Here is a 24,686-nt window from a genome sequence, read left to right as displayed (position 1 = left end):
CCGGGCCGCCCGCTCAGGAGAACCGCAGCGCCTCCTGCGGCACGTCGAGGTTCGCCCCGCCGCGGTAGCGCGTCGCCGGGTGGGTGTCCGGGAGCCGGGGCCCCCGGCCGAAGAGGGTCTCCCGCAGCGTCTGCGGCGACGCGGGCCGCTCGGCCAGCCGCCCGCGCCGGCGCAGCTCGGGGACCACGAGCTCCGCGAACCCGGTCAGGGTGTCGAAGGAGTGGTACTGGCGCAGGTTGATGCCGTCGACGCCGTCCTCGTCGAGCCAGCGCTCGATCTCGTCGGCCACCACCCGCGGCGTCCCCACCACGAAGTATCGGTCCTCGCGCTGCTCCGCCGCCGCGCGCAGCGCCTCCCCGACGGTCGTCTCCGGGGACACCCCGGGCACCGCGCTCGCGGGCAGCCCCGCCTGGTCGAGGGCGTCGACCACCCGCAGCTGCGGCGGCAGGTTCGGCAGGTCGAGGGGGTACCCGCGGTGGGCGAGGATCCCCTCCACGCTGGAGTGGCACCGGTACTCCTCCCACCGCCGCGCCGCCTCCTCCTCAGTGCGCCCGACGACGACGCCGGCCTGCACGACGAACTTCAGCTCGTCCGCGGAGCGGCCGTGCAGCGCCGCGGCGTCGCGCATCCGCTGCGCGTTGGCGCGGAAGTCGGCCGCGGTGCGCCCGCCGGTGAAGACCACCTCGGCGTGGCGCCCGGCGAACCGGGTGCCGGCGGGGGAGCCGGTCGCCTGGAAGACCACCGGCGTGCGCTGGGGCGACGGCGCGGACAGGTGCGGTCCCTGCACGCGGTAGTGCTCGCCGACGTGGTCGATGCGGCGCACCCTGGCCGGGTCGCTCCACACCCCGCCGTCCGCGTCGGCGACCACCGCGTCGTCGTCCCAGGAGCCCTCCCACAGCTTGTAGGTGACGTCGAGGAACTCGTCGGCGATCTCGTAGCGCCGGTCGTGCGGCACCTCCCCGTCCAGCCCGAAGTTGCGGGCGGCGTTGGGCAGGTAGGAGGTCACCACGTTCCAGCCGACCCGGCCCCGGGTGAGGTGGTCGAGCGTCGACATGCGCCGGGCGAAGGCGAACGGCGGCTCGTAGGTGGTGGAGAAGGTGATGCCGAACCCCAGGTGGCGGGTGACGGCCGCCATGGCGGGCACCACGAGGAGCGGGTCGTTGGAGGGGATCTGCAGGCCCTCGCGGATCGCGGTCTCCGGACCGCCGCGGAAGGTGTCGTAGGCGCCGACGACGTCGGCGAGGAAGACGGCGTGGAAGCCGCCGTCCTCGGCGAGCTGCGCCAGCTCGGTCCAGTAGTCGAGGTCGCCGAAGCGGTGGCGGTTGTTGCCGGGCAGCCGCCACAGGCCGTGGGTGATGTGGCTGACCGTGTTCATCTCGAACAGGTTGAGGACGAGCTGCTTGGGCTCCGGGGACATGCGGGCGGTCTCTCCTGGTCAGCCCTCGCCGACGGTCCACCACGACGGCAGCGGGGTGCCGTTGACGAGGTGGTCACCGAGGGCGCGGGCCTTGTAGCGGGCGGGGTTGTGGGACGCGACCGTCCTGGCGTTGCGCCAGTGCCGGTCGAGGGCCAGGTCGGTGGCCAGGGCGGAGGCCCCGCCCACCTCGAACAGGTCGGTCGCGGCGGTCAGCACCTGGGGCAGGACGACGAGCTGGGCCTGCGCCACGGCGAGGTCCGCCGCGCCGACCAGCTCCGCCACCTCGGCCTCCGGCGCGCCGTCGCGGACCGCCGCTCCGGAGGCGGTCAGCGCGGCGGCACCGAGGCGCACCGCGGCGGTCGCGGCGGTGGACCTGGCCGACAGGTCGCCCACCACCTCCTGCACCAGCGGGTCGTCCGCGGCGCTCGCGCCGCTGCCGTGGCTGAAGCGCCGGGTGCGGGCCCGCACGTAGGTCACCGCGTCGTCGACGACGGCGCGGGCGATGCCCGCGAGCACGGCCAGCAGCACCAGCTGCACGAACGCGCCGCCGTGGCCTGGGGCGCCGCGCTCGACCACGTCGTCCTCGTGGACGCGCACGCCCTCGAAGACGGTGGTGCCGCTGCCGGTGAGGCGCTGGCCGAAGCCGTCCCAGTCGTCCAGGCGGTGCACGCCGGGCGCGTCCGTGCGGACCAGGACTCCCACCGAGCTGCCACCCGGCCCGTCGGGCGACGTCACCGCCACCGACACGAGGTCGGCGAAGAGGGTGCCGGTGCTGTAGTACTTCGTGCCGTCCAGGCGCAGGCCCCGCTCGTCGCGGCTCAGCACCGCGCCCGGCGCTCCGCCGCTCGCGGCGCTCGAGCGCTCGAAGGTGGCGTTCCCGTGCACCGCGCCGTCGGCGAGCAGCGCGAGCCGGGCGCTCCGCGCCCGCGAGGGCGGGGCCAGCAGCGTCCTGTCGACGAAGGAGAAGTGCGAGCGCAGCGCCTGGGCGAGGTTGGAGTCGCGCCGCGCCAGCTCGGTGAGCAGCTCGAACAGCGCCCCGTACCCCGCGCCGTCGCCGCCGTGCTCGCGCGGCAGCGTGGTGCGGGTGAACCCGGAGGCGCGCAGGAGCTCCACCTCGGCCAGCGGCAGGCGCCGCTCGCGCTCGCGCTGCACGGCCTCCGCTCCGACCGCGGCGAGCACGCCGGCGTAGCGGTCGAGCAGCTCCCTGGCCGTCGGCGCGGCTGCCGGCGCGGCGGTCGTCGTCAACGCCCCGGCGCCTTCCAGTCGGGGAGCACGCCTTCCAGCTCCCACAGCCCCACCGCGCGGGTGCGCTGGATGGCGGGGTTGTGCGAGGCGACGGTGCGCACGTTGCGCCAGTGCCGGTCGAGCCCGGCGCTCAGCGACACCGCGGAGGCGCCGCCCACCTCGAACAGGCGCGTGGAGGCGTCGAGCACCAGCTTCGGGACCACCTCCTGCGCCTTGAAGACCTCCCGCTGCACCTCGGCCAGCCGCTCGCGACGCTCCGGAGGTGCTGCGGCGACGGCGGTGTCGACGTCGTCGGCGAGCGAGAGCACGAGCCGGCGCGCGGCCGAGGCCGCCGCGCTCAGCTCGCCGACCACCAGCTGCACCAGCGGGTCCTCGCGGGGGAGCGTCTCGCCGGCGAACCCGAAGGTGCGCCGGCGCCCCCGGACGAACGCGGCGGTGTCGTCCAGCGCGCGCTGCGCGACACCGGCCACCACCGCGAGCAGGCACAGCTGGAACACCGAGCCGAGGTGGTGCCAGCGCTCGGGCTCGTCGCCCGCGGCGCGGACCTCGGCCGGGTCCACCGGCACGGCGTCGAAGGCGGTGCTGCCGCTGCCGGTGAGCAGCTGGCCGAAGCCGTCCCAGTCGTCGGTGCTGGTCACGCCGGGGTGCGACGCGTCCACGGTGAGGGCGACGCGCTCGCCGTCGTCGTCGAGGGCGGCGACGTGGACCCAGTCCGCGTAGAGGCTGCCCGTCGTGTAGTACTTGCGGCCCGTCAGCCGGGGCGTGCCGTCGGAGCCCCGCACCAGGCGCGCCTCGAGCGTGGCGGTGGGCTGGCGCTCGGACTGCGCGTTGCCGACGAAGTCGCCGCGCACCAGGCGCGGGTACCAGCGGCGGGCACGAGCGTCGTCAGCGCTGTCGAGGCGCAGCGCCTCGACGAAGGCGACGTGCCCGCGCCACACGTGGCCCAGGCTCGCGTCGGCGGCCGACAGCCGCACCACGCGGTGGAGCACGTCGCGGAACGAGGCACCGCGCCCGCCGTGCTCGACCGGCACCGCGAGGGCGCCGAAGCCGAGGTCCCTCAGCTCCCGGAGCTGCTCGCCGAGCAGCGTGCGCGACTGCTCGCGCTGCACGACGTCCTGGCCGGCGCGGCCCAGCAGCGCCGCGAAGGAGGCCTCGTCGAAGGGAGCTGCGGCGCCGGTCGGCGCGGCGCTGAGCCGCAGCAGGACGGGAGCGCTCAATGCATCACCCTCCTCGCGAGGAGGTTGCCGCCGGCCTGCACCGCCTGCACGAGCACCACCAGCGTGACCACCACGATGACGATGACGGTGTAGTCGAAGCGCGCCCAGCCGTAGTTGAGGGCCAGGTAGCCCAGCCCGCCGCCGCCGAGGGCGCCGGCCACGGCCGTGGCGTCGAGCAGCGCCACGAGGATGTACGTGAGTCCCAGCACCACCGGTCCCAGGGCCTCGGGGACGACGACGGTGAACAGCACCCGCGCCGGGCTCGCGCCCATCGCCGTGCCCGCCTCCACCGCGCCGGGGGCCACGGCCACGAGGTTGGACTCCACCACCCGGGCGATGGCCACGCTGGCGACGATCGACAGCGGCAGCGTCTGCGGCAGCGGGCCCAGGCCCGTGCCGAAGACCAGCCGCGTCAGGCCCACCACCGCGATGGCCACGATGAGGAACGGCACCGGGCGGACGAGGTTGATGACGAAGTTGAGCACCGCGAAGACCACGCGGTTCTCCAGGATGTTGCCGGGCCGCGAGGCGTACAGCCACAGCGCGAGGAGCACGCCCAGCACCCCGGCCACCACGAACGACACGGCGGTCATCACGGCGGTGTCGGCCAGCGCCTGCCAGAAGCGGGGCAGGAAGGTCTCCAGGTCGAACTCACGCACCGACGGCCACCTCCTCGGCGACGTGCGCTGCGCGGGACGGCGCCGGGACCGGGGTCGCGCCGTCGAGGTCCACGACGGTGGCGCTCTCCCGCAGCTGGGCCACAGCCGCCTCGACGGCGGCCGGCTCCCCGAGCAGCTCCAGGGTGAGGCTGCCGAACAGCCGGTCCTGCAGCTCCTCGACGCCGCCGTAGACGACGTTGAGGTCCACGCCGGTGCGCCGGGCCACCTGCGACAGGAAGGGGTGGTCGGTCTCGCGGTCCTCCACGTGCAGCTGCACGAGGCGACCTCGGTGCACCTTGCGGATGGTGGCGAGCGCGCCCTCGTCGGGCACCGAGCGCAGCACCGACGACACGAACCGGCGGGTCACGGGGCTCTGCGGCCGGGAGAAGACGTCGTACGTGGTGCCGTCCTCCACCACCCGGCCGCCGTCCATGACGGTCACGCGGTGGGCGGTGTCGCGGACCACGTCGATCTCGTGGGTGACCAGCAGCACGGTGACGCCGTACTCCTCGTTGGTGCGCCGCAGGAGCGCGGCCACCTCGGCCGTGGTGGCCGGGTCCAGGGCGCTGGTCGCCTCGTCGGACAGGATGATCTGCGGCTCGGTGGCCAGGGCCCGGGCGATGCCGACGCGCTGCTTCTGCCCGCCGGACAGCTGGGAGGGGTAGGAGAGGGCCTTGTCGGTGAGCCCCACGAAGGCGAGCAGCTCCTCGACCCTGTCGAGCACCGCCTCCTTGCCCAGGCCCGCCAGCTTGAGCGGGTAGGCGATGTTGGCGTACACGGTGCGGGCGCTCAGCAGGTTGAACTGCTGGAAGATCATGCCCGTGCGCTGGCGGGCGGCGTAGAGCTCCTTCCCGCTCAGCGAGGAGATCTCGCGCCCCTCCACCACCACGCGCCCGCTGGTCGGGGTCTCGAGGGCGTTGACCGTGCGCAGCAGGGTCGACTTCCCCGCGCCGGAGTACCCGACGACGGCGTGGATCTGCCCCGCCTGCACCGACAGCGACACCTCGCGCAGGGCCTCCACCCGGCTCGCGCCGGTGCCGAAGACCTTCGACACCCGGTCGAACTCGATCGCGGTGCTCATGCCGCGGCGCCCTGGGCCTCGAGGTCGGCGAGGGTGTCGCGCAGCTGCTGGACGGGCACGTCGACGAGCACGGTGGTGCCGAAGTTCTCCGCCTCCAGGGCCTCCGCGACGCGCGGGTCGGCGTAGGCCTCCTGGAGCACCTCCCACGCCGGGTCGTCGGCCTTGTCGGCGGTCGTCGCCACGACGTTCACGTAGGGGAGGTTCTTCTGCGCGAGCGAGTCGTCGAGGTAGAGCGCGTCGTCCGCGGTCACGCCCTGCGACGGGTCGAAGTAGGAGGTGCCCACGACGACGGCCGACAGGCTCGGGTCGTCGAAGTTCTGCGGGATGTTCCGCGCCGGGACCTCGACGAACTGGAGGCCCTTGGGGTTGGCGGTGATGTCCTCGGTGGTCGGGAAGACGCCGGCGGCGTCGTCGACGGTGATGAGGCCGGCGGCGTCGAGGATGCCGAGCGCGCGACCGCCGTTGGACGGGTCGTCGGGGATGGCGATCCTGCCGCCGTCAGGGATCGACGCGACGTCGTCGAGCGTCGAGGAGAAGATGCCCCACTGCACGATGACGGTGGAGAACACCGGGGTGATGTCGGCGCCGTTCTCGCGGTTGAACGCCGACAGGTAGAGCACGTGCTGGAAGGCGTTGCCGTCGACGGTGCCGGCCACCAGCTCGGTGTTGGGCAGCACCCAGTCGTCGACGTTGGTCCAGGTGACGTCGAGGCCCTTCTCCGCGGCGACCTCCTTGATGGCGTCCTGGAACTGGGTGTCCTCGGCGACGGCGAGGTTGAGGCTGTAGCGCTGCGCGGGCGCTGCGCCGGTGTCCGCCGAGCCGCCGGCGGCGGCTTCCGCGGAGCTGCCGGAGCCGTTCACGGCGGCGACGACGCCGGCGACGATGCCGGCGGCGGCCAGCAGCGAGACGACGGCGGCGATGGCGCCGTTGCGGCGCCGCCTGCCGCGGGCGGCGACGGCTGCGCGCAGGTCGCTCGGCTGCTCTGGCTCCTGGTGGGAGGACGGGGAGCTGCTGTTCTCAGACATGGGTGTCCCTCGGTGCGGGCGCGCGGGAGCGCCAGGTGGGTGTTCGGGGTGGGCGGCATCGCCGGGGCGGTGCCGCTGACGGCTCCGCCCCGGTCAGGGGTGGTGGGTGTCCGTGTCTCGCTGGCTGCGGGACCCGCCTCGGGCGGGTCCCTCCGCTGCGGGGGTCGCCTCAGCGACCGCGGGGCAGCGAGCCGTCAGCGCGGCTGCGCGTCGGGCTGGTGCAGGGGCGGACCGGTCAGTCGGCCGACGGCCGACAGCGCGCCCCGAGGGCGGGCGCGCAGCAGGGGAGCCCGGACGGTGCCGGAGCGCAGGGGTGCATCACAGGAAGTGCCTCCATCGGTCCTGGCGGGAGCACCTGCCCGGAGGCTGGTTGCTGCGGCGTCGACGAGCCAGATCTCTCGGCCGCTCTGGATGGGTTGCTGGATTTCTACCGAGCGGTCGCTGGAATGTCAACGCGGCACGTCAGGGGACCGCGTGGCGCAGCTGACCCACCGGTCGGCGCGCTGCGCCAGTCGAGCGGGTGTGAGATGCCACTCAGCCGGTGGCGCTCGTCCCAGCGAGCGTGTCGGGCGCGACCTTCCTACCGTCGTGGGGTCGGCGACCGCCGGCGACCTTCGAGACGAGGAGGCGACATGTCCGCGGTGGACAAGGCGAAGAACGTGGTGCAGCAGACCGTGGGGAAGGTCGAGGAGGCGGTCGGCAGGAAGACCGACGACGCCGAGCTGACCGCGCAGGGCCAGAAGGACCAGGCGATGGGCGCCCAGCGCCAGGACGTCGAGAAGGCCAAGGACGCCTTCAAGGGCTGACCGGGCTCTCGTGGGTGCTGTGAGCACCCCCGGCGCGGCGGCCGGGTCCCTGGGCGCGGTCGCGCTCAGCGGGGCCGCCGCGCCCGTCGTGCACCAGCTGGTCGGCGCCGTCAGCTCCTCTGCGGAGCTGGCCGCGCTGGACCTGCACGAGCAGCTGGAGGTGCTGGCCGCGGTCAGCGAGCCCTGGCGGCACGCGGAGCACCGCCGCCACTCGGGGGTGCCCGAGGTGCTCGCGCAGGCCCTGGGGGGGCAGTGGCCCAGCCGCGTCCACGCGGGGCTGAGCGACCGCCGCGGCGACCCGGTCGCACCGCACCAGCTGCCGCACCTCGCCGACGACGTCACGGCCGTCCTCGACGGCGGGGGCCCGCGCCGGGAGCAGTTCGTGGCCGAGGTGGTCCGCCTGGTGCGCGAGGCCCGGCTGCGCTGAGCCCCGGGGGGCGCCGCCCCGCTCCACCCCGCCCCGGTCCGCGCCTGCGCGGCCGGGGCGTCGTGCTGCCCGCCCCGCCGCGGACCGCGGGGAGGGTGTGCGGATCTGCGCGCGCCGAGGTCCACGAGCCTCTGTAGCGTGGTCAGCCGTGCTGACGGCGCCCTCCGACGACCACGTCCTCCCCGAGACGAGTTCCGACGCCACCCAGGTGGTCCCCTCTGACGTGGCGCTGCCCGAGGGCGAGCCGCTGGCCGGCCCGTGGCGCCAGGTGCCCCTGACCGGCCTCGTGGCCCTGCTGGAGCACTCCGCCGACGTCCCCGAGGGGCGGCCGCGCGTGGTGGCCGTGGACGGGCGCGGCGGCAGCGGCAAGTCGGCCCTGGCCGACCGCCTGCTCGCGGCGGTCGAGGGCGGGGTGCTGGTGCGCACCGACGACGTCGCCTGGAACCACGGGTTCTTCGACTGGACCGAGCTCCTGGTCGACGGCGTCCTGCAGCCCGCGCGCGACGGCCAGGCCGTGAGCTTCCGCCCGCCGGCGTGGGCCGAGCACGGCCGCGAGGGGGCGCTGGAGGTGCCCGAGGGCACCCGGTGGCTGTTCCTGGAGGGCGTCGGCGCCGGTCGGCGCGAGCTCGCCGACCACGTCGACGTGGCCATCTGGGTCCAGTCCGTCCCGGCGGAGGCGGAGCGGCTCGGCATCGACAGGGACGTCGCCCTCGGCGTGAACGGCGGGCGCGAGGACGCCACCCGCTTCTGGCACGAGTGGCAGGCCGAGGAGCTGCCGTTCGTCGCGGAGCAGCGCCCGTGGGAGCGCGCCCGCATCGTCGTCGCCGGTGCGGGCCTGGCGGGGGTGCTGCGCGAGGAGGTCGTGGTGGCACCGCGCCCGGTCACCAGCCCCGCGGCGCCCGGTACCGCCGGCGAGGACGGCGGCGAGCCGGGCGAGATCACCTACGACGAGGCCCGCTACCCGGCGCGGCCGCGCCGCCTGCGCCCCCAGGCGCAGCTGGAGACCCGGCGCCGCCGCGCGCCGCACCGGCGCACCGCCGACGGCACCAACCCCGCGTACGTGGCCTGGCTCGTGCAGCAGTCGATGCTGGCCGACGCCGAGGGCCTCTCGCGGCAGCTGTCGGGCAGCCCGGCGATGTGGCGCAACCCCTACGCCCGCCCGGACGCCCGCCGCGCCGTCTCCACGGCGTCGGTGTGGTTCACCGCGTACCCCATCTCGCTCATCACGCGCGAGGGGGAGTCCTTCCTGGCGTCGGTGGCCGACGAGCGCCTGTGGAGCGCCTTCGAGGAGATCGGCATCGACGGCATCCACACCGGCCCGGTGAAGAAGGCCGGCGGCATCACCGGCTGGGAGGAGACCCCCAGCGTCGACGGGCACTTCGACAGGATCAGCACCCAGATCGACCCGCTCTTCGGCACCGAGGACGAGTTCCGCGCCGTCTGCGAGGTGGCCGACGCCCACGGCGGCTCCGTCATCGACGACATCGTCCCCGGCCACACCGGCAAGGGCGCCGACTTCCGCCTGGCCGAGATGGGCCACGGCGACTACCCCGGCGTCTACCACATGGTGGAGATCCCCCGCGAGGACTGGCACCTGCTGCCCGACGTGCCGGAGGGCCGCGACGCGGTCAACCTCGACGCCATCACCGAGGCGCGGCTGGCCGACGCCGGGTACATCATCGGCGCGCTGCAGCGCGTGATCTTCTACGCCCCGGGGGTCAAGGAGACCAACTGGAGCGCCACCGCCGAGGTCACCGGGGTGGACGGGCAGGTGCGCCGCTGGGTGTACCTGCACTACTTCAAGCAGGGCCAGCCCTCCATCAACTGGCTCGACCCGACGTTCGCGGGCATGCGCCTGGTCATCGGCGACGCCCTGCACTCCCTGGCCGAGCTGGGCACCAGCGCGCTGCGCCTGGACGCCAACGGCTTCCTGGGCGTGGAGAAGTCCGGCGAGGGCGCGCCGGCGTGGTCGGAGGGCCACCCGCTGTCGGAGGCCGCCAACCACGTCATCGCGAGCACCGTGCGCAAGGTCGGCGGGTTCACGTTCCAGGAGCTGAACCTCGGCATCGAGGACATCCGCGACACCGGCCGGGTGGGCGCGGACCTGTCCTACGACTTCGTCAACCGCCCCGCCTACCAGCACGCGCTGGTCACCGGCGACACCGAGTTCCTGCGCCTGACGCTGCGCACCTCCCTGGAGGTCGGGGTGGACCCGGCCTCCCTGGTGCACGGCATGCAGAACCACGACGAGCTCACCTACGAGCTGGTGCACTGGGCCACCGCGCACACGAACGACGAGTACGCCTTCCGCGGGCGCCCCACGACGGGCGCCGAGCTGGCCGAGGCCGTGCGCGGCGACCTCCTGCGCGGCATCACCGGTGAGGCGGCGGACTACAACCACGTCTTCACCACCAACGGCATCGCGTGCACCACCGCCTCGGTGATCGCCGCGTCCCGCGGGCACCGCACGCTGGACTCCATCGGCGACGACGACGTCGAGATGATCCGGCGGGCGCACCTGCTGCTGGCCATGTTCAACGCCTGGCAGCCCGGGGTGTTCGCCCTGTCCGGCTGGGACCTCGTGGGCGCCCTGCCGGTGCCCATCGAGCAGGTGGCGGCTCTCACCGACACCGGCGACACCCGCTGGGTGGAGCGCGGCGCCCACGACCTGCTCGACGTCGACCCCCAGGCCACCACCTCGGCCAGCGGCATGCCGCGGGCCCGGGTGCTCTACGGCTCGCTGCCCGAGCAGCTGCGCGACGAGAGGTCCTTCGCGCGGCGCCTGCAGGGGCTGCTGGCGCTGCGGGCCAAGCACGGCATCGCGACCGCCACGCAGGTGGACGTCCCGGCCGTCGCCCACCCGGGCATGCTCGTCATGGTCCACCGCCTCGACGGCGGCGACCCCACGCGCACGGCGCAGCTGCAGGTCACGGTGCTGAACTTCACCGGCGAGACCATCGAGGGCACCGTCAGGTCGAACCGCTTCACGCCGCGCATGGCCGTCCTGGACGCCCGCGACGAGGGCGAGATCGGCTGGGTGGACGACCTGCAGAGCTTCAGCGTGTGGCTCAGCCCGTACAGCGGCCTCTTCCTGCTCCTCAAGGACCCGGGCGCCCCGGAGGACGACCTGCGCCGCTCAGGCACCCACCGCTGAGGGTCCCCACCCGCACGACGACGAGGGCCGGCCGNNAGCGGCCGGCCCTCGTCGTCAGGGGCGGTGCTGGACGGTCAGGCCCGCCCGGCCACCCGCTCGCGCTCGACGGTCTGCTCGACGCGGACGTCCACGCGCTCCTCCTCGGTCGCCAGCAGCGTCCTGTGCACCAGAGCGGCGACCACGCCGCCGACCAGCGGGGCGAGGACGAACGCCCACACCTGGCCGAGCGCCTCGGGGCCGGCGAACAGCGCCGGTGCGATGGAGCGGGCGGGGTTCACCGAGGTGTTGGTCACCGGGATCGAGATGAGGTGGATCACCACGAGGGTCAGGCCGATGGCCAGCGGCGCGAGGCCGACGGCGCCCTTGGGGCCGGTGGTGCCCAGCACGACGAGCACGAACACCGCCGTCAGCACGACCTCGACCAGCAGCGCGGCGGCGAGGCCGTAGCCCTCGGGGGAGCGCTCGCCGTAGCCGTTGGTGGCGAAGGCGCCGGTGGGGTCGAACCCGGCCGCGCCGCTGGCAACCCCGTACAGGACCGCGGCGCCGGCCGCGCCGCCGACCAGCTGGGAGACCACGTAGACCGGCAGGTCGCGCCAGGGCAGGCGCCCGGCCACGGCCAGGCCGAGGGAGATCGCCGGGTTGAAGTGGCCTCCGGAGATGTGGCCGAAGGCGTAGGCGCCGGTGGTCACGGCCAGGCCGAAGGCCAGGGCGACGCCCAGCCAGCCGATGGCCACCTGCGCGCCGGTGTCGCCGGGCGCGGCGGTGGTGGCGAGCACGGCCGCGCCGCAGCCGGCGAACACCAGCCAGAACGTGCCGAGGAACTCAGCGCCGATCTTCTGCACCGTCGAGCTCATGGTGTGTCCCGTCCTCTCTGTCGATGGGGGTCTGCGGTCATGGCTGACGGCGCGGGGAGGCCCGCGCCGTCATGAGATCAAGCGTGCGCGACAGGTCGTGGGTGCGCGACCCGGGAGGCGGGTCAGCCAGCGGGCACGGCGACGTCGACCACCTCGACGTCGACCGCGGTGACCTCCAGGCCCACCAGCTCGCGCAGGGCCCGCGCGACGGCCGCGCGCACGTGGTCGGCCACCTCCGGGGCGCTCTGCCCGAGCTCGGTCACCACGGCCACCTCCACGGCAGCGTGCCGCTCGCCCACCTCCACCTCCACCCCGGGGCACCCGCCGCGTGAGGAGCCGGGGATGTGGCGGCCCACCTCCGCGAGGGCGCGCCCGGTGGGGGTGCCGAGGTCGTGCACCCCGGGCACCTCGCGGGCGGCCAGGCCGGCGAGCGTCGCGATGACGGCGTCGGTGGTGGTGGTGGCCCCGGAGGCGCGCACGGCCCGGGAGGCCGTCGCGGGCGCAGGGCCCCACGGGGGAGCCGGGTCGGCGGGAGGCGCCGAGAGCCCACCGGACGCGCTGGCGGTGCCGTGCAGCGTCGAGGTGCTCGGAGCGGAGATCTCGGTCATGATCCTCCTCGTCGCGACGGCGGCCGGGCTGGCCGCCGGGCGCCGCGACCCGGATCACCAGGCTTACACCGTAAGAAGCGCGCCGCCAGTCCAACGGCCGTGACCCGTCCGGGACCCGACGACCTGCGCTGGCGCCGCGTCGGTGACAACCTCGACGGGTGGCGATCAGCGGAGGCGACGGCGGTGCGGGCGACAGCAGCGGTGCGGGCGGTGCAGTCGACCCCGCTGCGTCGCCTTCTGCGTCGCCTTCTGCGTCGCCCGGCGCGGTGCCCGACGCCGACGTCCTCGCCGTCCAGGGCAAGGAGCCTCCCTCGGCGCGCGTGCCGCTGAGCCGCGACCGGATCCTGGCGGAGGCGCTGGCCTTCATCGACGACGAGGGCGTCGGGGCGCTGACGATGCGCCGCCTGGGGGCGCGCCTGGGCGTGGAGGCCATGTCGCTGTACCGCTACGTGCCGGGCCGGGAGGACCTGCTCGACGGGGTCGTGGACACCCTCGTCACCGAGCTCGACCGCGATGCCGACGTGCTGCGCACCCCCGAGCACGGGTGGCAGGACTTCCTGCAGCGGATGGCGCACGGCGTGCGCCGGATGGCGATCGCCCACCCCCGGGCCTTCCCCCTCATCGCCTCCACGCCCCCGGAGGCCCCGTGGCTGCGGCCCCCGCTGCGCTCGGTGCGCTGGGTGGAGACCTTCCTGTCGGGCCTCGTGGCCGAGGGCTTCGACGACGAGCAGGCCGTGGCCGTCTACCGCGCCTTCACGAGCTTCCTGCTCGGCAACCTCCTCCTGGAGGTCTCCCAGCGCGGCGGCGCCGTCGGCCCGCTCGACCTGGTGGACGAGGAGGTGCCGCCGCACGGCCTGCGCGACGCCCCCACCGTGGAGCGCCTCGCCGACCTGCTCGCCGACGACCGCGCCCTGCAGGAGTTCGAGGAGTCGCTGGAGAGCCTCATCGACAGGATCACGGTGCAGGTGGTGGGGGGCAGCGGCGCCTGACCCGTCGGTGCCCGCCGCGGGGCCCGCTCGCGGTGCCCGGCGGCGGTTCCGCGCGGCGTCCTTACGGTGTAAGAATCCTGTCGTGCTCGACCGCTCCACCGGTGACCCGACGGACCCGGGCCGGCCCCGCGAGGACGACGACGCGCGCGACCGCGAGGCGGCCGCTGCCCCGCTGGAGGCGGTCCGCGCCCTGGTCGCCGAGCTGGACCGGGCGCGTCCCGCCGGGGCGCGAGCCTCCTGGCAGGAGCTGGTGACGGCGCTCCAGGCCCGGGCCGCGGGCCTGGCCCGGAGCCGGTCGGCCACCTGGCGCCTCGCGACGGGGTCGGCCGTGCCCCTGGAGCACTGGACCGCCGGCGCCTGGGCCTCGCAGCTGCGCGCCGCGCTGGTCGCCGACGGCTTCGCCCGGCGCGCGGCGGACCAGGCCGTCGCCGTCGTCGCCCTCGACCTGCGCAGCACCTGCCCGGCGACGACCGCGGACGAGGAGCCGGGACCGCTCGAGGCCTACCCCGTGCTCTCCCGCCTGCGCGCGCAGCTGTCCGCGGAGGCCGAGGAGCCCGCCGCCTCAGCCGGCGGGCTGGTGACCCGGGTCGCGGCGCTGCGCGCCTGAGGTCGGCGCGACCGCGGGACCGCTCTGCTGGTCGTCGTCGCTGCGGTGGTCGGAGCGCTCGTCGGCGGGGGAGGCCGGGGCGTCGTGCGCTGCGTGCGCCCCGACCGCCGGGCGGTGCCCGCGCAGCGACGGGACGGGGGTCCCGTGCGAGGCCGGGCCGGTGTCGGACAGCAGCGGGCGCAGCCACTCGCGCGAGGGGTCGGTGTCGAGCAGCAGCGCCTTGACCAGCAGCGTCAGCGGGATGGCGAGCACCGCGCCGAGCGCGCCGACCACCAGGGTCCACACGAACAGCGACAGGAAGCTCAGGGCCGGTGACAGGCCCACGGCGTCGCCGACGAACTTCGGCTGGACGAAGGACTGGATCACCACGTTGAGGACGCAGTAGACGACCACCACGGCGACCGCGTCCGACGGGCCGCCGTCCAGCAGCGCCAGCAGCGCGGGCGGCACCAGGCCCAGCACGAAGCCGATGTTCGGGACGTAGTTGGTGATGAACGCCAGCAGGCCCCACAGCAGCGGCAGCGGCACCCCGATGACCCACAGGGCGGCGGCGTCGAGCACGGCCACGAGCAGGCCGAACACCGTGCCGACCACCATGTACTGCCGCGTGCTGGCGGCGAAGCCCCGCAGGGCGCGCGCCAGTCCCGGGCGCGTCGTGGCCACGGCGTCGAGCCGGCGGCCGAAGGAGCCGGCCTCGAGCACGAGGAAGAACAGCGCGGTGAGCAGGAACACCGACGCCGACACGACTCCGGTGACGCTCCCGAGCACGCTCTGGAGCGCACCGACCACGCTGTTGGGGTCGACCGCGGCCAGGGCCGACTGCAGCTGGTCGGTCGTGACGCCCAGGCGCTCCAGCAGTGCGCTGCCCTGGCCGACCAGCGCGAGGAACTCCGCCTGGTAGCTGGGCAGCAGCAGCACCAGCTGCTCGATGGAGATGACCAGGGAGGCCACGAGCGCCACGAGGATCCCGTAGCTCAGCGCGCCGACCACCAGCAGCGCCAGCCAGCCCGGTGCGCCGCGCCGCTGCAGCCAGCTGCCGGCGGGCGCCACGGTGACGACGAGCAGCACCCCCAGCAGCGCCGGGCCGACGATGCTGGAGGCCTGCTGCAGGCCAGCCGCGATGACGAACGCCCCGGCGACCCCGAGGACGACGACGACGGGTCCCGGCAGCAGGGGGCGCTGCGCTGCGGGCTGGGCGGCGTCCGGCTGGCTCACCCGGCCATCCTGGCCGCCGGGGGCCTGCGCGGGCGCGTCAGGAGCACGACGACCACTCCGACGGCCACGCCCAGCAGCGTCTCCGCGCCGCGGTCGGCGAGCAGCCCCGGCACCGGCACGGGGTGGGCCAGCTGCCCCATGAGCAGCGCCAGCGGCGTGATGACGAGCATCGCGGCGCCGTAGTGGCGCACCACGAGCAGCTCGGCGAGCACCTGCAGGAGCGCGGCCACGGCCACCGAGGCCACCGTCCCCAGCGGCAGCGCCAGCAGCACCGCCGCCACCCCCAGCCCCGCCACGGTGCCCAGCGCGCGGTGGGCGGCGCGGACCAGCTGGGAGGAGAGGGTGACCGCCGCCAAGGGGGCGACGGCGGCGACGGCGGCCCAGTAGGGGTGCTCGCTCGTGGTGAGCACCCCCAGCGCCCCGGCGACGCCGACCGCGACGGCGCACCGCACGACCTGCACCCGCCGCCGCAGCCCCGGGGACGCCCCGTGCGCGGGCCCGTGGGCGCCGCGGGTCCCCGGGGCCCGGTGCGCCGCCGGGTCCGGCGGGCGGGCGGCGGCCCTGCGACGAGCGAGCCGGCGCACCAGCGGCTCCGAGACCACGGTCAGCACGAGCGCGAACCCCGCCGTCCCCGCGGCCGTGCCGAGGGCCAGCGCCGCGGCCGCGGCCCCGCCGACGGGGACGGCGGAGCACGCCCCGACGGCGAAGACGGCGAACAGCGGCCCGGGCGGGCGCCAGGCCTGGCGGTCCGACAAGTGCGCGGCCAGCGCCGCCCAGCCCGCGGCCGCCCCCACCGCGACCCACGCCCCGGCGCCGCTGAGGGACACCGCGACCCCCGTCGCCACCGCGGCCACGAGCACCACCGCGAGCCGCAGCTGCACGCGCGGGTCGGCGGAGCCGTCCGGACGGCGGCCGTAGACGGCGGCGAAGGCCCCGAAGGTGGCGTACAGCGCCAGGTCCGTCCGTCCCAGCGCCGCGAGCAGCACCAGCGGCCCCGCCACCGAGGCGCCGGCGCGCAGCGCTGCGGGCAGGGTCCCCGACTGCGGGGAGTGCGCCAGCAGGGCCCGCAGCGCGGCCCTGGACGGGGCGCCCGTCCCCGCAGCCTCCTGCGCCGCCGTCCCCGACCCCGTCCGAGCACCCGCCACGGCCCCCATCCTCGCCGCCCGGGCCGGCGCCGGCGGACGGCGCCGGCGGACGGGGCCGCGGGCTGGCGTCGCTACGGTGAGCTGGTGACCACCCCCGACCGCGGCGCCCTGCGCGCGGTGCGGTCGGCGGTGCTGGCGCTCTTCGTGGTGGGCCTGTCCGCCACCGGCCACGCCGCCGCCGGCGGGCACCTGCCCGGTGCCGCCGCCGGCACCGGGCTGACGGCCGCGGTGGTGGTGTGCTGCGTGCTCGCCACCCGGTGGCGGCTGCCGGTGGGGGCGGCGGTGCCCCTGCTCGCAGGCAGCCAGGTGGTGCTGCACGCCGCCCTGGAGTCCCTGGCCCCCGCGCACCGGCTCGCGCCGCCCGGTCCTGGCGCCGCCGCGCTCGGCGAGCACGCCGGCCACCTGGCGCAGGCGGGCCACGCGGTCGCGACGGCGGCGTCCACGACCTCCACGACCTCCACGACCTCCATGACGTCGGTGGCGCCGGCCCTGTGGCTGGGGGGACCGTCCGCCGCCGACGCGACGATGCTCCTCGCGCACGTCGCCGTCGCGGCGGCCCTCGCGCTCGTCTACAGCCGCGGCGAGGACGCCGTGTGGGCGCTGTGCGCCTGGCTCGCTCCGCTGGCGGTCGTCGTCGCCCTGGTCGCCCTTCCCGCCGCCCCCCGGCTGCGGGCGCGGCCGGACGGTGCGCTCGCCGTCGTCGGCCGCGTGGTCCTGCGCGCCGTCCGGCGGCGCGGTCCTCCGCTGGTCGCCGCCGGCTGACCCCGCCCGGGGAGCGGCCGGCCTCGCGCCACCCTCCCCGCCGGACTCCCGGCCGCACACCCTGGAGCACCACCGTGTCCTCGACGTCCCCCACTCCCGTCCTGCCCACCCGCGCCGTGCGCGCAGGGGCCGCCGCCGCCCTCGCCGCGGGGCTGCTGCTCGTGCCCGTGGCCGCTGCCTCGGCGCACGTCCACGTCACCCCCGACACCACCGCGGCGGGCAGCTACGCGCTGCTCGACGTGCGGGTGCCCAACGAGTCGTCCACCGCCAGCACCACCCGGGTGGAGCTGGCCCTGCCCACCGACCACCCCTTCACCTACGCCGCCGTGCAGCCCGTCCCCGGGTGGACCGCGCAGGTCACCGAGGAGCCGCTGCCGGCGCCGGTGGTGGTCGACGGCACCACGCTCACCCGGGCGCCCCGCACCATCACGTGGACGGCGCAGGCCGGTGGTGGCATCGCCCCCGGCCAGTTCCAGCAGTTCCCCGTCTCGGTCGGCGCGCTGCCGGCGGCGGGCACCACCGTGCGGCTGCCCGCCACGCAGACCTACTCCGACGGCACCGTGGTCGCCTGGGACCAGCCCGTCCCCTCCGACGGCGCCGAGCCCGAGAACCCGGCCCCGGAGCTCACCACCACGGCCGCCGCCTCCACCCACTCCGCCCACGCGGACCAGGACGCCGCTGCGGCCGCCAGCGCGGCGCCCGCGACCGGCGCCGGTGGCGCCGCCGGGCCGGGCACGTGGCTCGGCGCGACCGGGGCGCTGCTCGGGGCTGCGGCCCTCGTCGTCTCCCTCGTGCGCCGCCGGCCCGCGGCGGTGACCCCGTGACCGGCCTGCCGCGCCGCGCGTCCGCGCTCCTGGCCGGTGGCCTGCTCGTGCTGCTCAGCACCGTCCTGGCGGCGCTGCCCGCCCAGGCGCACGACAGGCTCGAGTCGTCCTCACCGGCCGACGGCGCCGTGGTCGGGGTCGCACCGGCGTCGGTGGTGCTGACCTTCGACGCCCCGGTCATCGCGCTGGGGTCGAAGGTGGTGGTGACGGGGCCCGACGGGACCGTGGTGTCCACCGGCGAGCCGCAGTTCCTCGACACCACCGTCACCCAGCGGCTGGCCGGCGACCCGGCCGCCGGCCAGTACCGCGTGGAGTGGCGCGTCACCTCCTCGGACGGGCACCCGGTCTCCGGGACGTTCGCCTACACGGCCTCGGCTCCCGCCGCCGGCCCGCCGACGCCCTCGTCCACGAGCGCGTCCAGCTCGGCCCCAGCGCCGTCCGGCCCCGCAGCGGTGTCCTCGCCGGAGGCCGCACCGGTCGTGGCGTCCTCCCCGGGAGCGCCGGGCTGGCCGCTGGCGGTGGGTGCCGTCGCGGCCCTCGTCGTGGTCGCTGCCGCCGCCGCGGTCGTCGTGCGCCGCCGCCGCTGACCGCGGGGTCGCACCGCCGGGTCCTGCAGGCCGGATCGGTCCTGCGGGACCCGGCGGTGCGCCGGGGGTGGACGGCGAGGGGTGGGGTCAGTGCTCGGGGTGCAGGGGCGAGTGGCCGGCGCCCAGCTGGTGCAGCAGCTCGTGGGCGGTGTCGTCGGCGAGGTGCCACCGGCTGAGGCGGCCGTCGCGGACGCGGTCCACCAGTCCGCAGGCCCGCAGCACCGCCAGCGCCTGCGTCGTCGTGTTGGGCGCGAGCCCCGTCGCCGCCGCCAGCGACTTCACCGGTGCGCCAGGCGCCGCGTGGATCGCCACCAGCAGCTCCAGCCGCCTCGGGTCCGACAGGGCGGCGAAGCGCGCCAGCGCCCGTGGCATCACGGGGCGCGCCGCTGCGACGGCCTCGCGCGCCACGGCCTCCAGCGGTCCAGACCCCGCCACCGACCACCACCCCCGCCCTCCACGTGCGTCCACCGGGCGCACCGGCCTGCACCCGCACCCACCGCCGCCTCGTGTGTCCATGCGCACACCCGTCGCGGGGTTCCTGCCCCTAGCATCCCGGTCATGGGCACGGCCACCGCGACAGGGCGGCACCCGCTCCTCACCAGCCGCGGCCGGGCGGCCCTGCCCCTGCGCCGGAGGGCGGGCGCGGCGTTCGCCGTCGTCGTCCTCCTGCACGTGGTGGGCCTGGCGCTGCTCGCGCTGGGTGTGGTCAGCGGCACCGCGGGCGCCGTCACGGTGGGGCTCGCCGGGGTGGCCTACCTGCGCGGGCTGGTGCACGCCTTCGACTTCGACCACGTCGCGATGATCGACAACAGCACCCGCAAGTTCGTGGCCGAGGGGCGCAGCCCCGCCTCGGTGGGGCTCGCCTTCTCCCTGGGCCACTCCACCGTCGTGGTGCTCACCGGGGTCCTCGTGGTCGCCGGTGCGGGCTTCGTCCGCACCGCCCTCGACGAGTCCTCCGGGGCGGCCCGCGTGCTGGGGGTGGTCGGCGTGAGCGTCTCCGGGCTGTACCTGGTGCTGGTGGCGGTCGCCAACCTGGCGACCTTCCTGCAGGCCTGGGCGCTGCGCCGGGCGCTGCGGCGCGACCCGAGCACGCACGTCCCGGCGCACGCGCTCACCCCGCGCGGCCCGGCCGCGGTGCTGATGACGGCGCCGCTGCGCCGCATCCGCCACCCCTGGCACGTCTACGTGGTCGGGTTCCTCTTCTCGCTGGGGTTCGACACCTCCAGCCAGATCGGCGTGCTGGTGCTCACCGCGGGCGCGGCGCTCGCGGGCGCCCCGCCGGTGTCGCTGCTGTGCCTGCCGGTGCTCTTCGCCGCGGCCATGACGCTGGGTGACACGGCCAACGGCCTCATGATGCTGCGGATGTACTCCGCCGCCCAGGAGGACCCCGCCCGCAAGGTCACCTACAACCTGGTCATCACGGGCGTCGGCATCCTCTCGGGCCTCCTCGTGGGGGCGCTGGCCGGAGCGTCGCTGCTGAGCGAGCAGCTGGGCGTGACCGGCGGGGTGGTGGGCCTGCTCACCTCCCTGGACACCGAGCACGCGGGCTACGTGCTCGCGGGCTTCTTCGCGGTGGTGTTCGCGGCCTCAGCCGTGGTCTGGAAGCGTGCCCGCACGTGACGCACCCCGACGACCCCCCGCGCGGCGCCGCCCCGTTCGACGCCGTCCTCTTCGACTGCGACGGGGTCCTGGTCGACTCCGAGCCCATCACCAACGGGGTCCTCCGCGAGATGCTCGCCGAGCTCGGCTGGGCGGTCGGGCCGGAGGAGGGGCTGCGCCGCTTCGTGGGGGTGGCCGTCGCCGACCAGGCCGACCTCATCGAGGAGCGCACGGGCGTGCGCATCACCGAGGAGTGGCTGCAGGAGTTCCGCCGCCGCCGCAGCGAGCAGCTGGCGGTCCGGGTGCGGGCCGTCGACGGCGTGGCCGACGCCCTGGACGCCGTCGCCGCCGCCTACGGCCAGCGCCTGGCGTGCGCCTCCGGCGCCGACCGCGCCAAGGTGCAGCTGCAGCTGGACGTGACGGGGCTGGCCCACCACTTCGGTGACCGCGTCTTCAGCGGCATGGAGCTGCCGCGCAGCAAGCCCGCCCCCGACGTCTACCTCCAGGCGGCCGCCGCGCTCGGGGTGGACCCCCGCCGCTGCGCCGTCGTGGAGGACTCCCCGGCCGGCGTGCGCGCCGGTGTCGCCGCCGGCGCCCGCGTGCTCGGCTACTGCCCGGGCGGTCCCGCGAGCAGCACCCCGGAGGCGCTCGCCGCCGTGGGAGCCGCCGCCACCTTCGCGTCCATGCGGGAGCTGCCGGCGCTGCTCGGCGCGGTCCCCCCGGTGGCGGCGCCGGGGGTCGCCCGGGCCCGGCGGTGACCGCCGGGGTGCGCATGATGCGGTACGCCGGGCGGCGCACGGGGGCGCCGCGCCGGACGGGGGACGACCAGTTCTCCGAGACGGCGGACACAGCGGCTGCGCTGCCGCACACTGGGAGCCGTGGCGGGGCAGACCAACGAGGGCGGTGAGCGCCGGCGCGCGCTGCACGCCGAGCGCACGGGTTCTGGACGACGAGCGCCGGGCCACGCCGCCCCCGTCCCGACGGGACCTGCTCCCTCCACCGCGCCGGACCCCTTCACCACGCCGGTCGCCGGCACCCGGGCCGTCCCGCCCGCGCCCGCCGCCGCCAGCAGCGCAGCGCCGACACCCCCGCTGGGGACCCCGCTGCCCAGCCGCCGCGACCGCGCCGCCCTGCGCCGTCCCACCGCGCTCGACGAGGCCGCCGTCCGGGCCTCCGCCCGCGCCTCCGACAGCGCCGCCTGGCGCACCTCCCCGGCGCTGGAGGACCCCCGCACGGCCAGCGCCATCGCACGGCCCTCCCCGCTGACGCACGCGCTGGCCCGCACCCTCACCGAGCACCTCGACTCGCTGACCCCACCCGCCGGCCTCTCGCCCGCCCCGGGCCCGCAACCGACGCCGGCGCCGTCGGTCTACGTGCCCCGCCGCCGCCCCGCCCCGGCCGTCTCCGGGCCCCTCCCCGTGGTGACGACGACGGCCGCCGAGCCGCGGCGCGAGGCCTCATGGACCACCGAGCCCGTCGCCAGCCGGCGCTCGCTGCGCCCCGGGGTCGCCGGTCCGTCCGGGGCCGAGCCGCTCGGCCGCAGCCCGTTCGTCTCGGAGCCCGTCAGCGCCGCCCCCGGCCCGCTCCCGGCCCCCCACGGCGACGCCGAGCTGCCCCCGCCGCCGCCGGCCGCCGAGGTCGAGGCCGCCGCCCGCGCCCGCGCCGCGCGCCTGTCCACCGCACCCGTGCCGCCGCCCATGCCGGACCGCGTCACCGCCGAGCCGCAGGGCCGCACCTCCTTCCTCGTCCCGGACCTGCCGACCACCGGCCTGCCGACGGCGGGTCGGTCGGCCAGCGCGCCCGCGCCCACCACCGCCGCGACTGCCCAGACGACCGCCGCCCAGACCACCGCCGCCCCGGCGGCCCTGCGGGGCCGGGAGCAGGGCGAGCCCCGCCACGGCCGCCCCACCGGCCGCTCGGCCCGCCCCACCGGCCGCGGCGCCCGCGCGACCGGCCGCGCCGGCGCGTCCACGGGCCCCGTCGCCAGCGCCACCACCGCCTCCGGCAGCCGCACCCCCGGCAGCAGCCGCACGTCGGGGAGCACCCGTCCGCCGGCCCGCCCGGGCCCGCGCGACCGCCGCTGGCACCAGCGCCGAGCCCTCGGCCTGCCGGTGGGCCTGCTCGCGGCCGCCGTCGCGCTGGCGGCCGCCGTCGTCGTCGGGGCCTGGGCGGGTGCCCCCGGGCACGACGTGCTCACCGCCGCGATGGCGTCCGCGGACCGCGCCGCCGGTCCCAGCGCCGCCACCCCGGCCGCAGCAGCTCCCGCGGCGGCGGACCCGACCGCCGGCGCCGCGACGGAGGCCGGCGAGGAGACCGGGGAGGCCGGTGGCTCGAGCGCCGCAGCGGCCCCGGCCGCCAGCGCGGACCCGTCGAGCGCCGCGGCCTCGCCGCCCGCCTCCGCGCCCGCGGCCGCCGCCCCCGCGGCCCCGGCCAGCCCTCGCACCGCGCCGCTGGGCGACGTGACCTACGAGGTCTACGGCACCGCGAAGGACACCTACGTCGAGCTGGGCACCGAGGACTCCCGCGAGGAGCGCCAGGACCTGGGCTCCTCCTACACCAAGACCATGACCGGCTCGAAGGACTGGCCGGGCCAGTACGTCGCCGTCTCCAGCTTCGACGGCGCCGGCGGCGGCAGCGTGGGCTGCCGCATCAAGGACGCCGACGGCACCGTGCTGGCCGAGGAGGAGTCCTCCACCCCCGGGCAGCCGGCGACGTGCATCGTCGGGGCCCCGGCCGGCATCAACTAGCCCCTGGGGCGCCCGTCGCGCCGCTGCGTACGGTGGGGCGATGAGCTCCGCCGTGTCGGCCAGCGGCCGCCCCGACCCGCAGGACGAGGTCGTCAGCATCTGCCGAGACCTCCTGCGCATCGACACCACCAACCCCGGCGACGGGTCGGGTCCTGGCGAGCGCGCCGCCGCCGAGCTGGTGGCGGAGCTCCTGGCGGAGGTGGGGCTGGAGCCGCAGCTCTTCGAGAGCGAGCCCGGCCGCGCGAGCGTCGTGGTCAGGGTCGAGGGAGACCCGGCCGGCACGGCGGAGCGCGGAGCGCTGCTCCTGCACGGGCACCTCGACGTCGTCCCCGCCCGCGCGGACGACTGGAGCGTGCACCCCTTCTCCGGGGAGGTCACCACCGAGACCACGGACGACCCGGAGACCCCCGAGCAGGAGTTCCTCTGGGGCCGCGGCGCGGTGGACATGAAGGACATGGACGCGATGCTCCTCGCGGTGGTGCGCGACCTCGTGCGCCGCGGCGAGAGGCCCCCGCGCGACCTCGTGCTGGCGTTCATGGCCGACGAGGAGGCCGGCGGCGTCAAGGGCGCCCACTGGCTGGTCGACCACCACGCGGGCCTGTTCGAGGGCGTCACCGCGGCGGTCAGCGAGGTCGGCGGCTTCTCCACCACCATCGGCACGGGGTCGAGCGCGCAGCGGACCTACCTGCTGCAGACCGCCGAGAAGGGCATCGCCTGGCTGCGCCTGGTGGCGCACGGCCGCGCCGGCCACGGCAGCCAGGTCAACACCGACAACGCCGTCACCCGGCTCTGCGAGGCGGTGGCCCGGATCGGCTCCCACCCCTGGCCGGTGGAGGTCACGCCCACGGTGCGAGCCTTCCTGGACGGCGTCACCGACATCACCGGCGTGGAGTTCGACCCCGCCGACCCCAGCGCCCTGCTGGACCAGCTCGGGACGACGGCGCGGTGGGTCGGCGCGACCCTGAGGGACACGGCCAACCCGACGCTGCTGGAGGCCGGGTACAAGCACAACGTCATCCCCGGCACGGCCACCGCGCTCCTCGACTGCCGCTTCCTGCCCGGCCACGAGGAGCGGCTCGTGGAGACCGTCAGGGAGCTGGCCGGCGAGGGGGTGGAGGTGCAGGACGTGCACCGCGACGTGGCGCTGGAGACCGACTTCGCGGTGCCCCTGGTGGACCGCATGGTCGAGGCGCTGCACGCGGAGGACCCCGGCGCGCGGGTGCTGCCCTACTGCCTGTCGGGCGGCACGGACAACAAGTCCTTCAGCCAGCTCGGCATCCCCGGGTACGGGTTCGCGCCGCTGCGGCTGCCCGCGGGCCTGGACTTCGCGGGCCTGTTCCACGGCGTCGACGAGCGCGTGCCGCTCGACGCGCTGCGCTTCGGCACGCGCGTGCTGCAGCGCTTCGTGGCCAGCGCCTGACCACGACGAGCCCTCGGGGCGCGGGTCCGCTCAGCTGGGGCGGGCCACCCTGACGATGCGCCGCCGCAGCTGCACCTGGCGCCGCCCGCCCAGGTAGAGGCGCACCCGCGCGAGCTCCCAGTGGCCGTGCTCGGCCGCCTCGGTGATGAGCCGGCGCGCCTCCCCGCGGGAGGTGTCGCGCGACATGGTGATCGTGCGGTACTCGTACTCGACGTCGGACCGGCCGGGGCGGCGGCCGCTGGTGCGGGGCGAGGGGATCTGCTCCATCAGCGTCCATGATGCCCACCCGCTACCGTTC

General features: G+C 76.4%; 24 protein-coding genes and 1 riboswitch. Of the genes, 12 read left to right on the top strand and 12 right to left on the bottom strand.

The genetic code is table 11. The features are described 5' to 3' along the window. Positions 1-13: 13 nt before the first annotated feature. The 6 genes from FHN55_RS00700 to FHN55_RS00675 are packed head-to-tail and all read right to left on the bottom strand — an operon-like array spanning position 14 to position 6,644. Complete coding sequence (locus FHN55_RS00700) at positions 14-1,417, bottom strand: NtaA/DmoA family FMN-dependent monooxygenase (RefSeq protein WP_139709777.1); 1,404 nt, start codon at positions 1,415-1,417, stop codon at positions 14-16. Between the two features lie 18 nt (positions 1,418-1,435). Continuing rightward, entirely contained in the window at positions 1,436-2,662 is a 1,227-nt protein-coding gene (locus tag FHN55_RS00695) for an acyl-CoA dehydrogenase family protein (RefSeq protein WP_139709775.1), read from the bottom strand. Next, entirely contained in the window at positions 2,659-3,879 is a 1,221-nt protein-coding gene (locus tag FHN55_RS00690; RefSeq protein ID WP_218974225.1) for an acyl-CoA dehydrogenase family protein, read from the bottom strand. Before FHN55_RS00690 ends, FHN55_RS00695 begins: the two co-directional genes overlap by 4 nt. Beyond that, positions 3,876-4,538, bottom strand: a complete 663-nt coding sequence (locus tag FHN55_RS00685) for a methionine ABC transporter permease (RefSeq protein ID WP_218974224.1) — start codon at positions 4,536-4,538, stop codon at positions 3,876-3,878. Before FHN55_RS00685 ends, FHN55_RS00690 begins: the two co-directional genes overlap by 4 nt. Further along, on the bottom strand, positions 4,531-5,619 hold the full coding sequence (locus tag FHN55_RS00680; RefSeq protein WP_139709773.1) for a methionine ABC transporter ATP-binding protein: 1,089 nt from the start codon (positions 5,617-5,619) through the stop codon (positions 4,531-4,533). The genes FHN55_RS00685 and FHN55_RS00680 overlap by 8 nt, the downstream gene beginning before the upstream one ends. Beyond that, positions 5,616-6,644 carry a MetQ/NlpA family ABC transporter substrate-binding protein gene (locus FHN55_RS00675; protein ID WP_139709771.1) on the bottom strand — a complete coding sequence of 343 codons (1,029 nt, stop codon included), beginning with the start codon at positions 6,642-6,644 and terminating at the stop codon, positions 5,616-5,618. Before FHN55_RS00675 ends, FHN55_RS00680 begins: the two co-directional genes overlap by 4 nt. Before the next feature lie 330 nt (positions 6,645-6,974). Next, positions 6,975-7,062: riboswitch (SAM riboswitch) on the bottom strand. Positions 7,063-7,276: 214 nt separating this feature from the next. Between FHN55_RS00675 and FHN55_RS00670 the strand changes: the two genes are divergently transcribed. The 3 genes from FHN55_RS00670 to treS all read left to right on the top strand — a co-directional run bounded on the left by FHN55_RS00670 (position 7,277) and on the right by treS (position 11,031). Then, positions 7,277-7,450 carry a CsbD family protein gene (locus FHN55_RS00670; RefSeq protein ID WP_139709769.1) on the top strand — a complete coding sequence of 58 codons (174 nt, stop codon included), beginning with the start codon at positions 7,277-7,279 and terminating at the stop codon, positions 7,448-7,450. A 19-nt stretch (positions 7,451-7,469) separates the two neighbouring features. Then, positions 7,470-7,877, top strand: a complete 408-nt coding sequence (locus FHN55_RS00665) for a hypothetical protein (protein WP_139709767.1) — start codon at positions 7,470-7,472, stop codon at positions 7,875-7,877. Between the two features lie 148 nt (positions 7,878-8,025). Continuing rightward, positions 8,026-11,031, top strand: coding sequence for a maltose alpha-D-glucosyltransferase (gene treS / locus FHN55_RS00660; RefSeq protein ID WP_218974223.1), 3,006 nt, complete (start codon positions 8,026-8,028; stop codon positions 11,029-11,031). A 74-nt stretch (positions 11,032-11,105) separates the two neighbouring features. On the opposite strand, the gene aqpZ is transcribed toward treS, so the two are convergent. Both aqpZ and FHN55_RS00650 read right to left on the bottom strand, forming a co-directional pair. Then, entirely contained in the window at positions 11,106-11,885 is a 780-nt protein-coding gene (gene aqpZ, locus FHN55_RS00655; protein ID WP_139709765.1) for an aquaporin Z, read from the bottom strand. A 122-nt stretch (positions 11,886-12,007) separates the two neighbouring features. Then, positions 12,008-12,493, bottom strand: coding sequence for an Asp23/Gls24 family envelope stress response protein (locus FHN55_RS00650; protein ID WP_139709763.1), 486 nt, complete (start codon positions 12,491-12,493; stop codon positions 12,008-12,010). 158 nt (positions 12,494-12,651) lie between these two features. On the opposite strand from FHN55_RS00650, the gene FHN55_RS00645 reads away from it, so the two are divergent. Further along, a complete protein-coding gene (locus FHN55_RS00645; protein WP_218974222.1) occupies positions 12,652-13,482 on the top strand; it encodes a TetR/AcrR family transcriptional regulator C-terminal domain-containing protein in 831 nt (276 codons plus the stop codon). 82 nt (positions 13,483-13,564) lie between these two features. Next, the gene (locus tag FHN55_RS00640) at positions 13,565-14,089 is read left to right on the top strand and encodes a hypothetical protein (protein ID WP_139709761.1); all 525 of its coding nucleotides are present in this window, start codon (positions 13,565-13,567) and stop codon (positions 14,087-14,089) included. Here FHN55_RS00640 and FHN55_RS00635 read toward each other — a convergent pair. Continuing rightward, entirely contained in the window at positions 14,045-15,304 is a 1,260-nt protein-coding gene (locus FHN55_RS00635) for an AI-2E family transporter (protein WP_139709759.1), read from the bottom strand. The two genes, FHN55_RS00640 and FHN55_RS00635, sit on opposite strands and share 45 nt — an antisense overlap. Beyond that, on the bottom strand, positions 15,301-16,449 hold the full coding sequence (locus FHN55_RS00630) for an FUSC family protein (protein ID WP_180357545.1): 1,149 nt from the start codon (positions 16,447-16,449) through the stop codon (positions 15,301-15,303). The genes FHN55_RS00635 and FHN55_RS00630 overlap by 4 nt, the downstream gene beginning before the upstream one ends. Positions 16,450-16,533: 84 nt before the next feature. On the opposite strand from FHN55_RS00630, the gene FHN55_RS00625 reads away from it, so the two are divergent. From FHN55_RS00625 to FHN55_RS00615, 3 genes are all read left to right on the top strand, one after another. Beyond that, positions 16,534-17,211 carry a hypothetical protein gene (locus FHN55_RS00625; protein WP_139709755.1) on the top strand — a complete coding sequence of 226 codons (678 nt, stop codon included), beginning with the start codon at positions 16,534-16,536 and terminating at the stop codon, positions 17,209-17,211. A gap of 74 nt (positions 17,212-17,285) precedes the next feature. Then, positions 17,286-18,035, top strand: a complete 750-nt coding sequence (locus tag FHN55_RS00620) for a YcnI family protein (protein ID WP_218974221.1) — start codon at positions 17,286-17,288, stop codon at positions 18,033-18,035. Further along, positions 18,032-18,622 (top strand): copper resistance CopC family protein, encoded by a 591-nt coding sequence (locus FHN55_RS00615; protein ID WP_180357544.1) that lies wholly within the window; start codon positions 18,032-18,034, stop codon positions 18,620-18,622. The genes FHN55_RS00620 and FHN55_RS00615 overlap by 4 nt, the downstream gene beginning before the upstream one ends. A gap of 87 nt (positions 18,623-18,709) precedes the next feature. Here FHN55_RS00615 and FHN55_RS00610 read toward each other — a convergent pair whose 3' ends face one another. Next, the gene (locus tag FHN55_RS00610; protein ID WP_218974220.1) at positions 18,710-19,057 is read right to left on the bottom strand and encodes a helix-turn-helix transcriptional regulator; all 348 of its coding nucleotides are present in this window, start codon (positions 19,055-19,057) and stop codon (positions 18,710-18,712) included. 123 nt (positions 19,058-19,180) lie between these two features. Here FHN55_RS00610 and FHN55_RS00605 point away from each other — a divergent pair, with 123 nt between their 5' ends. The 4 genes from FHN55_RS00605 to FHN55_RS00585 all read left to right on the top strand — a co-directional run bounded on the left by FHN55_RS00605 (position 19,181) and on the right by FHN55_RS00585 (position 24,388). Beyond that, positions 19,181-20,242: a HoxN/HupN/NixA family nickel/cobalt transporter gene (locus FHN55_RS00605; protein WP_139709749.1), complete on the top strand. Its 1,062-nt coding sequence runs from the start codon at positions 19,181-19,183 to the stop codon at positions 20,240-20,242. After that, entirely contained in the window at positions 20,239-20,979 is a 741-nt protein-coding gene (locus tag FHN55_RS00600) for an HAD family phosphatase (protein WP_139709748.1), read from the top strand. Before FHN55_RS00605 ends, FHN55_RS00600 begins: the two co-directional genes overlap by 4 nt. Positions 20,980-21,099: 120 nt before the next feature. Next, positions 21,100-22,968 (top strand): hypothetical protein, encoded by a 1,869-nt coding sequence (locus tag FHN55_RS22440; protein WP_180357543.1) that lies wholly within the window; start codon positions 21,100-21,102, stop codon positions 22,966-22,968. Positions 22,969-23,008: 40 nt separating this feature from the next. Then, positions 23,009-24,388, top strand: a complete 1,380-nt coding sequence (locus FHN55_RS00585; RefSeq protein ID WP_139709742.1) for a M20/M25/M40 family metallo-hydrolase — start codon at positions 23,009-23,011, stop codon at positions 24,386-24,388. Positions 24,389-24,418: 30 nt separating this feature from the next. Here the strand turns inward: FHN55_RS00585 and FHN55_RS00580 are convergent, their stop codons facing one another. Beyond that, positions 24,419-24,655: a DUF5703 family protein gene (locus FHN55_RS00580; RefSeq protein WP_139709740.1), complete on the bottom strand. Its 237-nt coding sequence runs from the start codon at positions 24,653-24,655 to the stop codon at positions 24,419-24,421. Positions 24,656-24,686 lie beyond the last annotated feature (31 nt).

Origin of the sequence: Streptomyces sp. NP160 (assembly GCF_006335115.1) — a bacterium.
GTDB lineage: Bacteria > Actinomycetota > Actinomycetes > Actinomycetales > Quadrisphaeraceae > Quadrisphaera.
The sequence above is the reverse complement of the archived record's forward strand: the minus strand, read 5'-3'. Positions and strand labels throughout refer to the sequence as shown.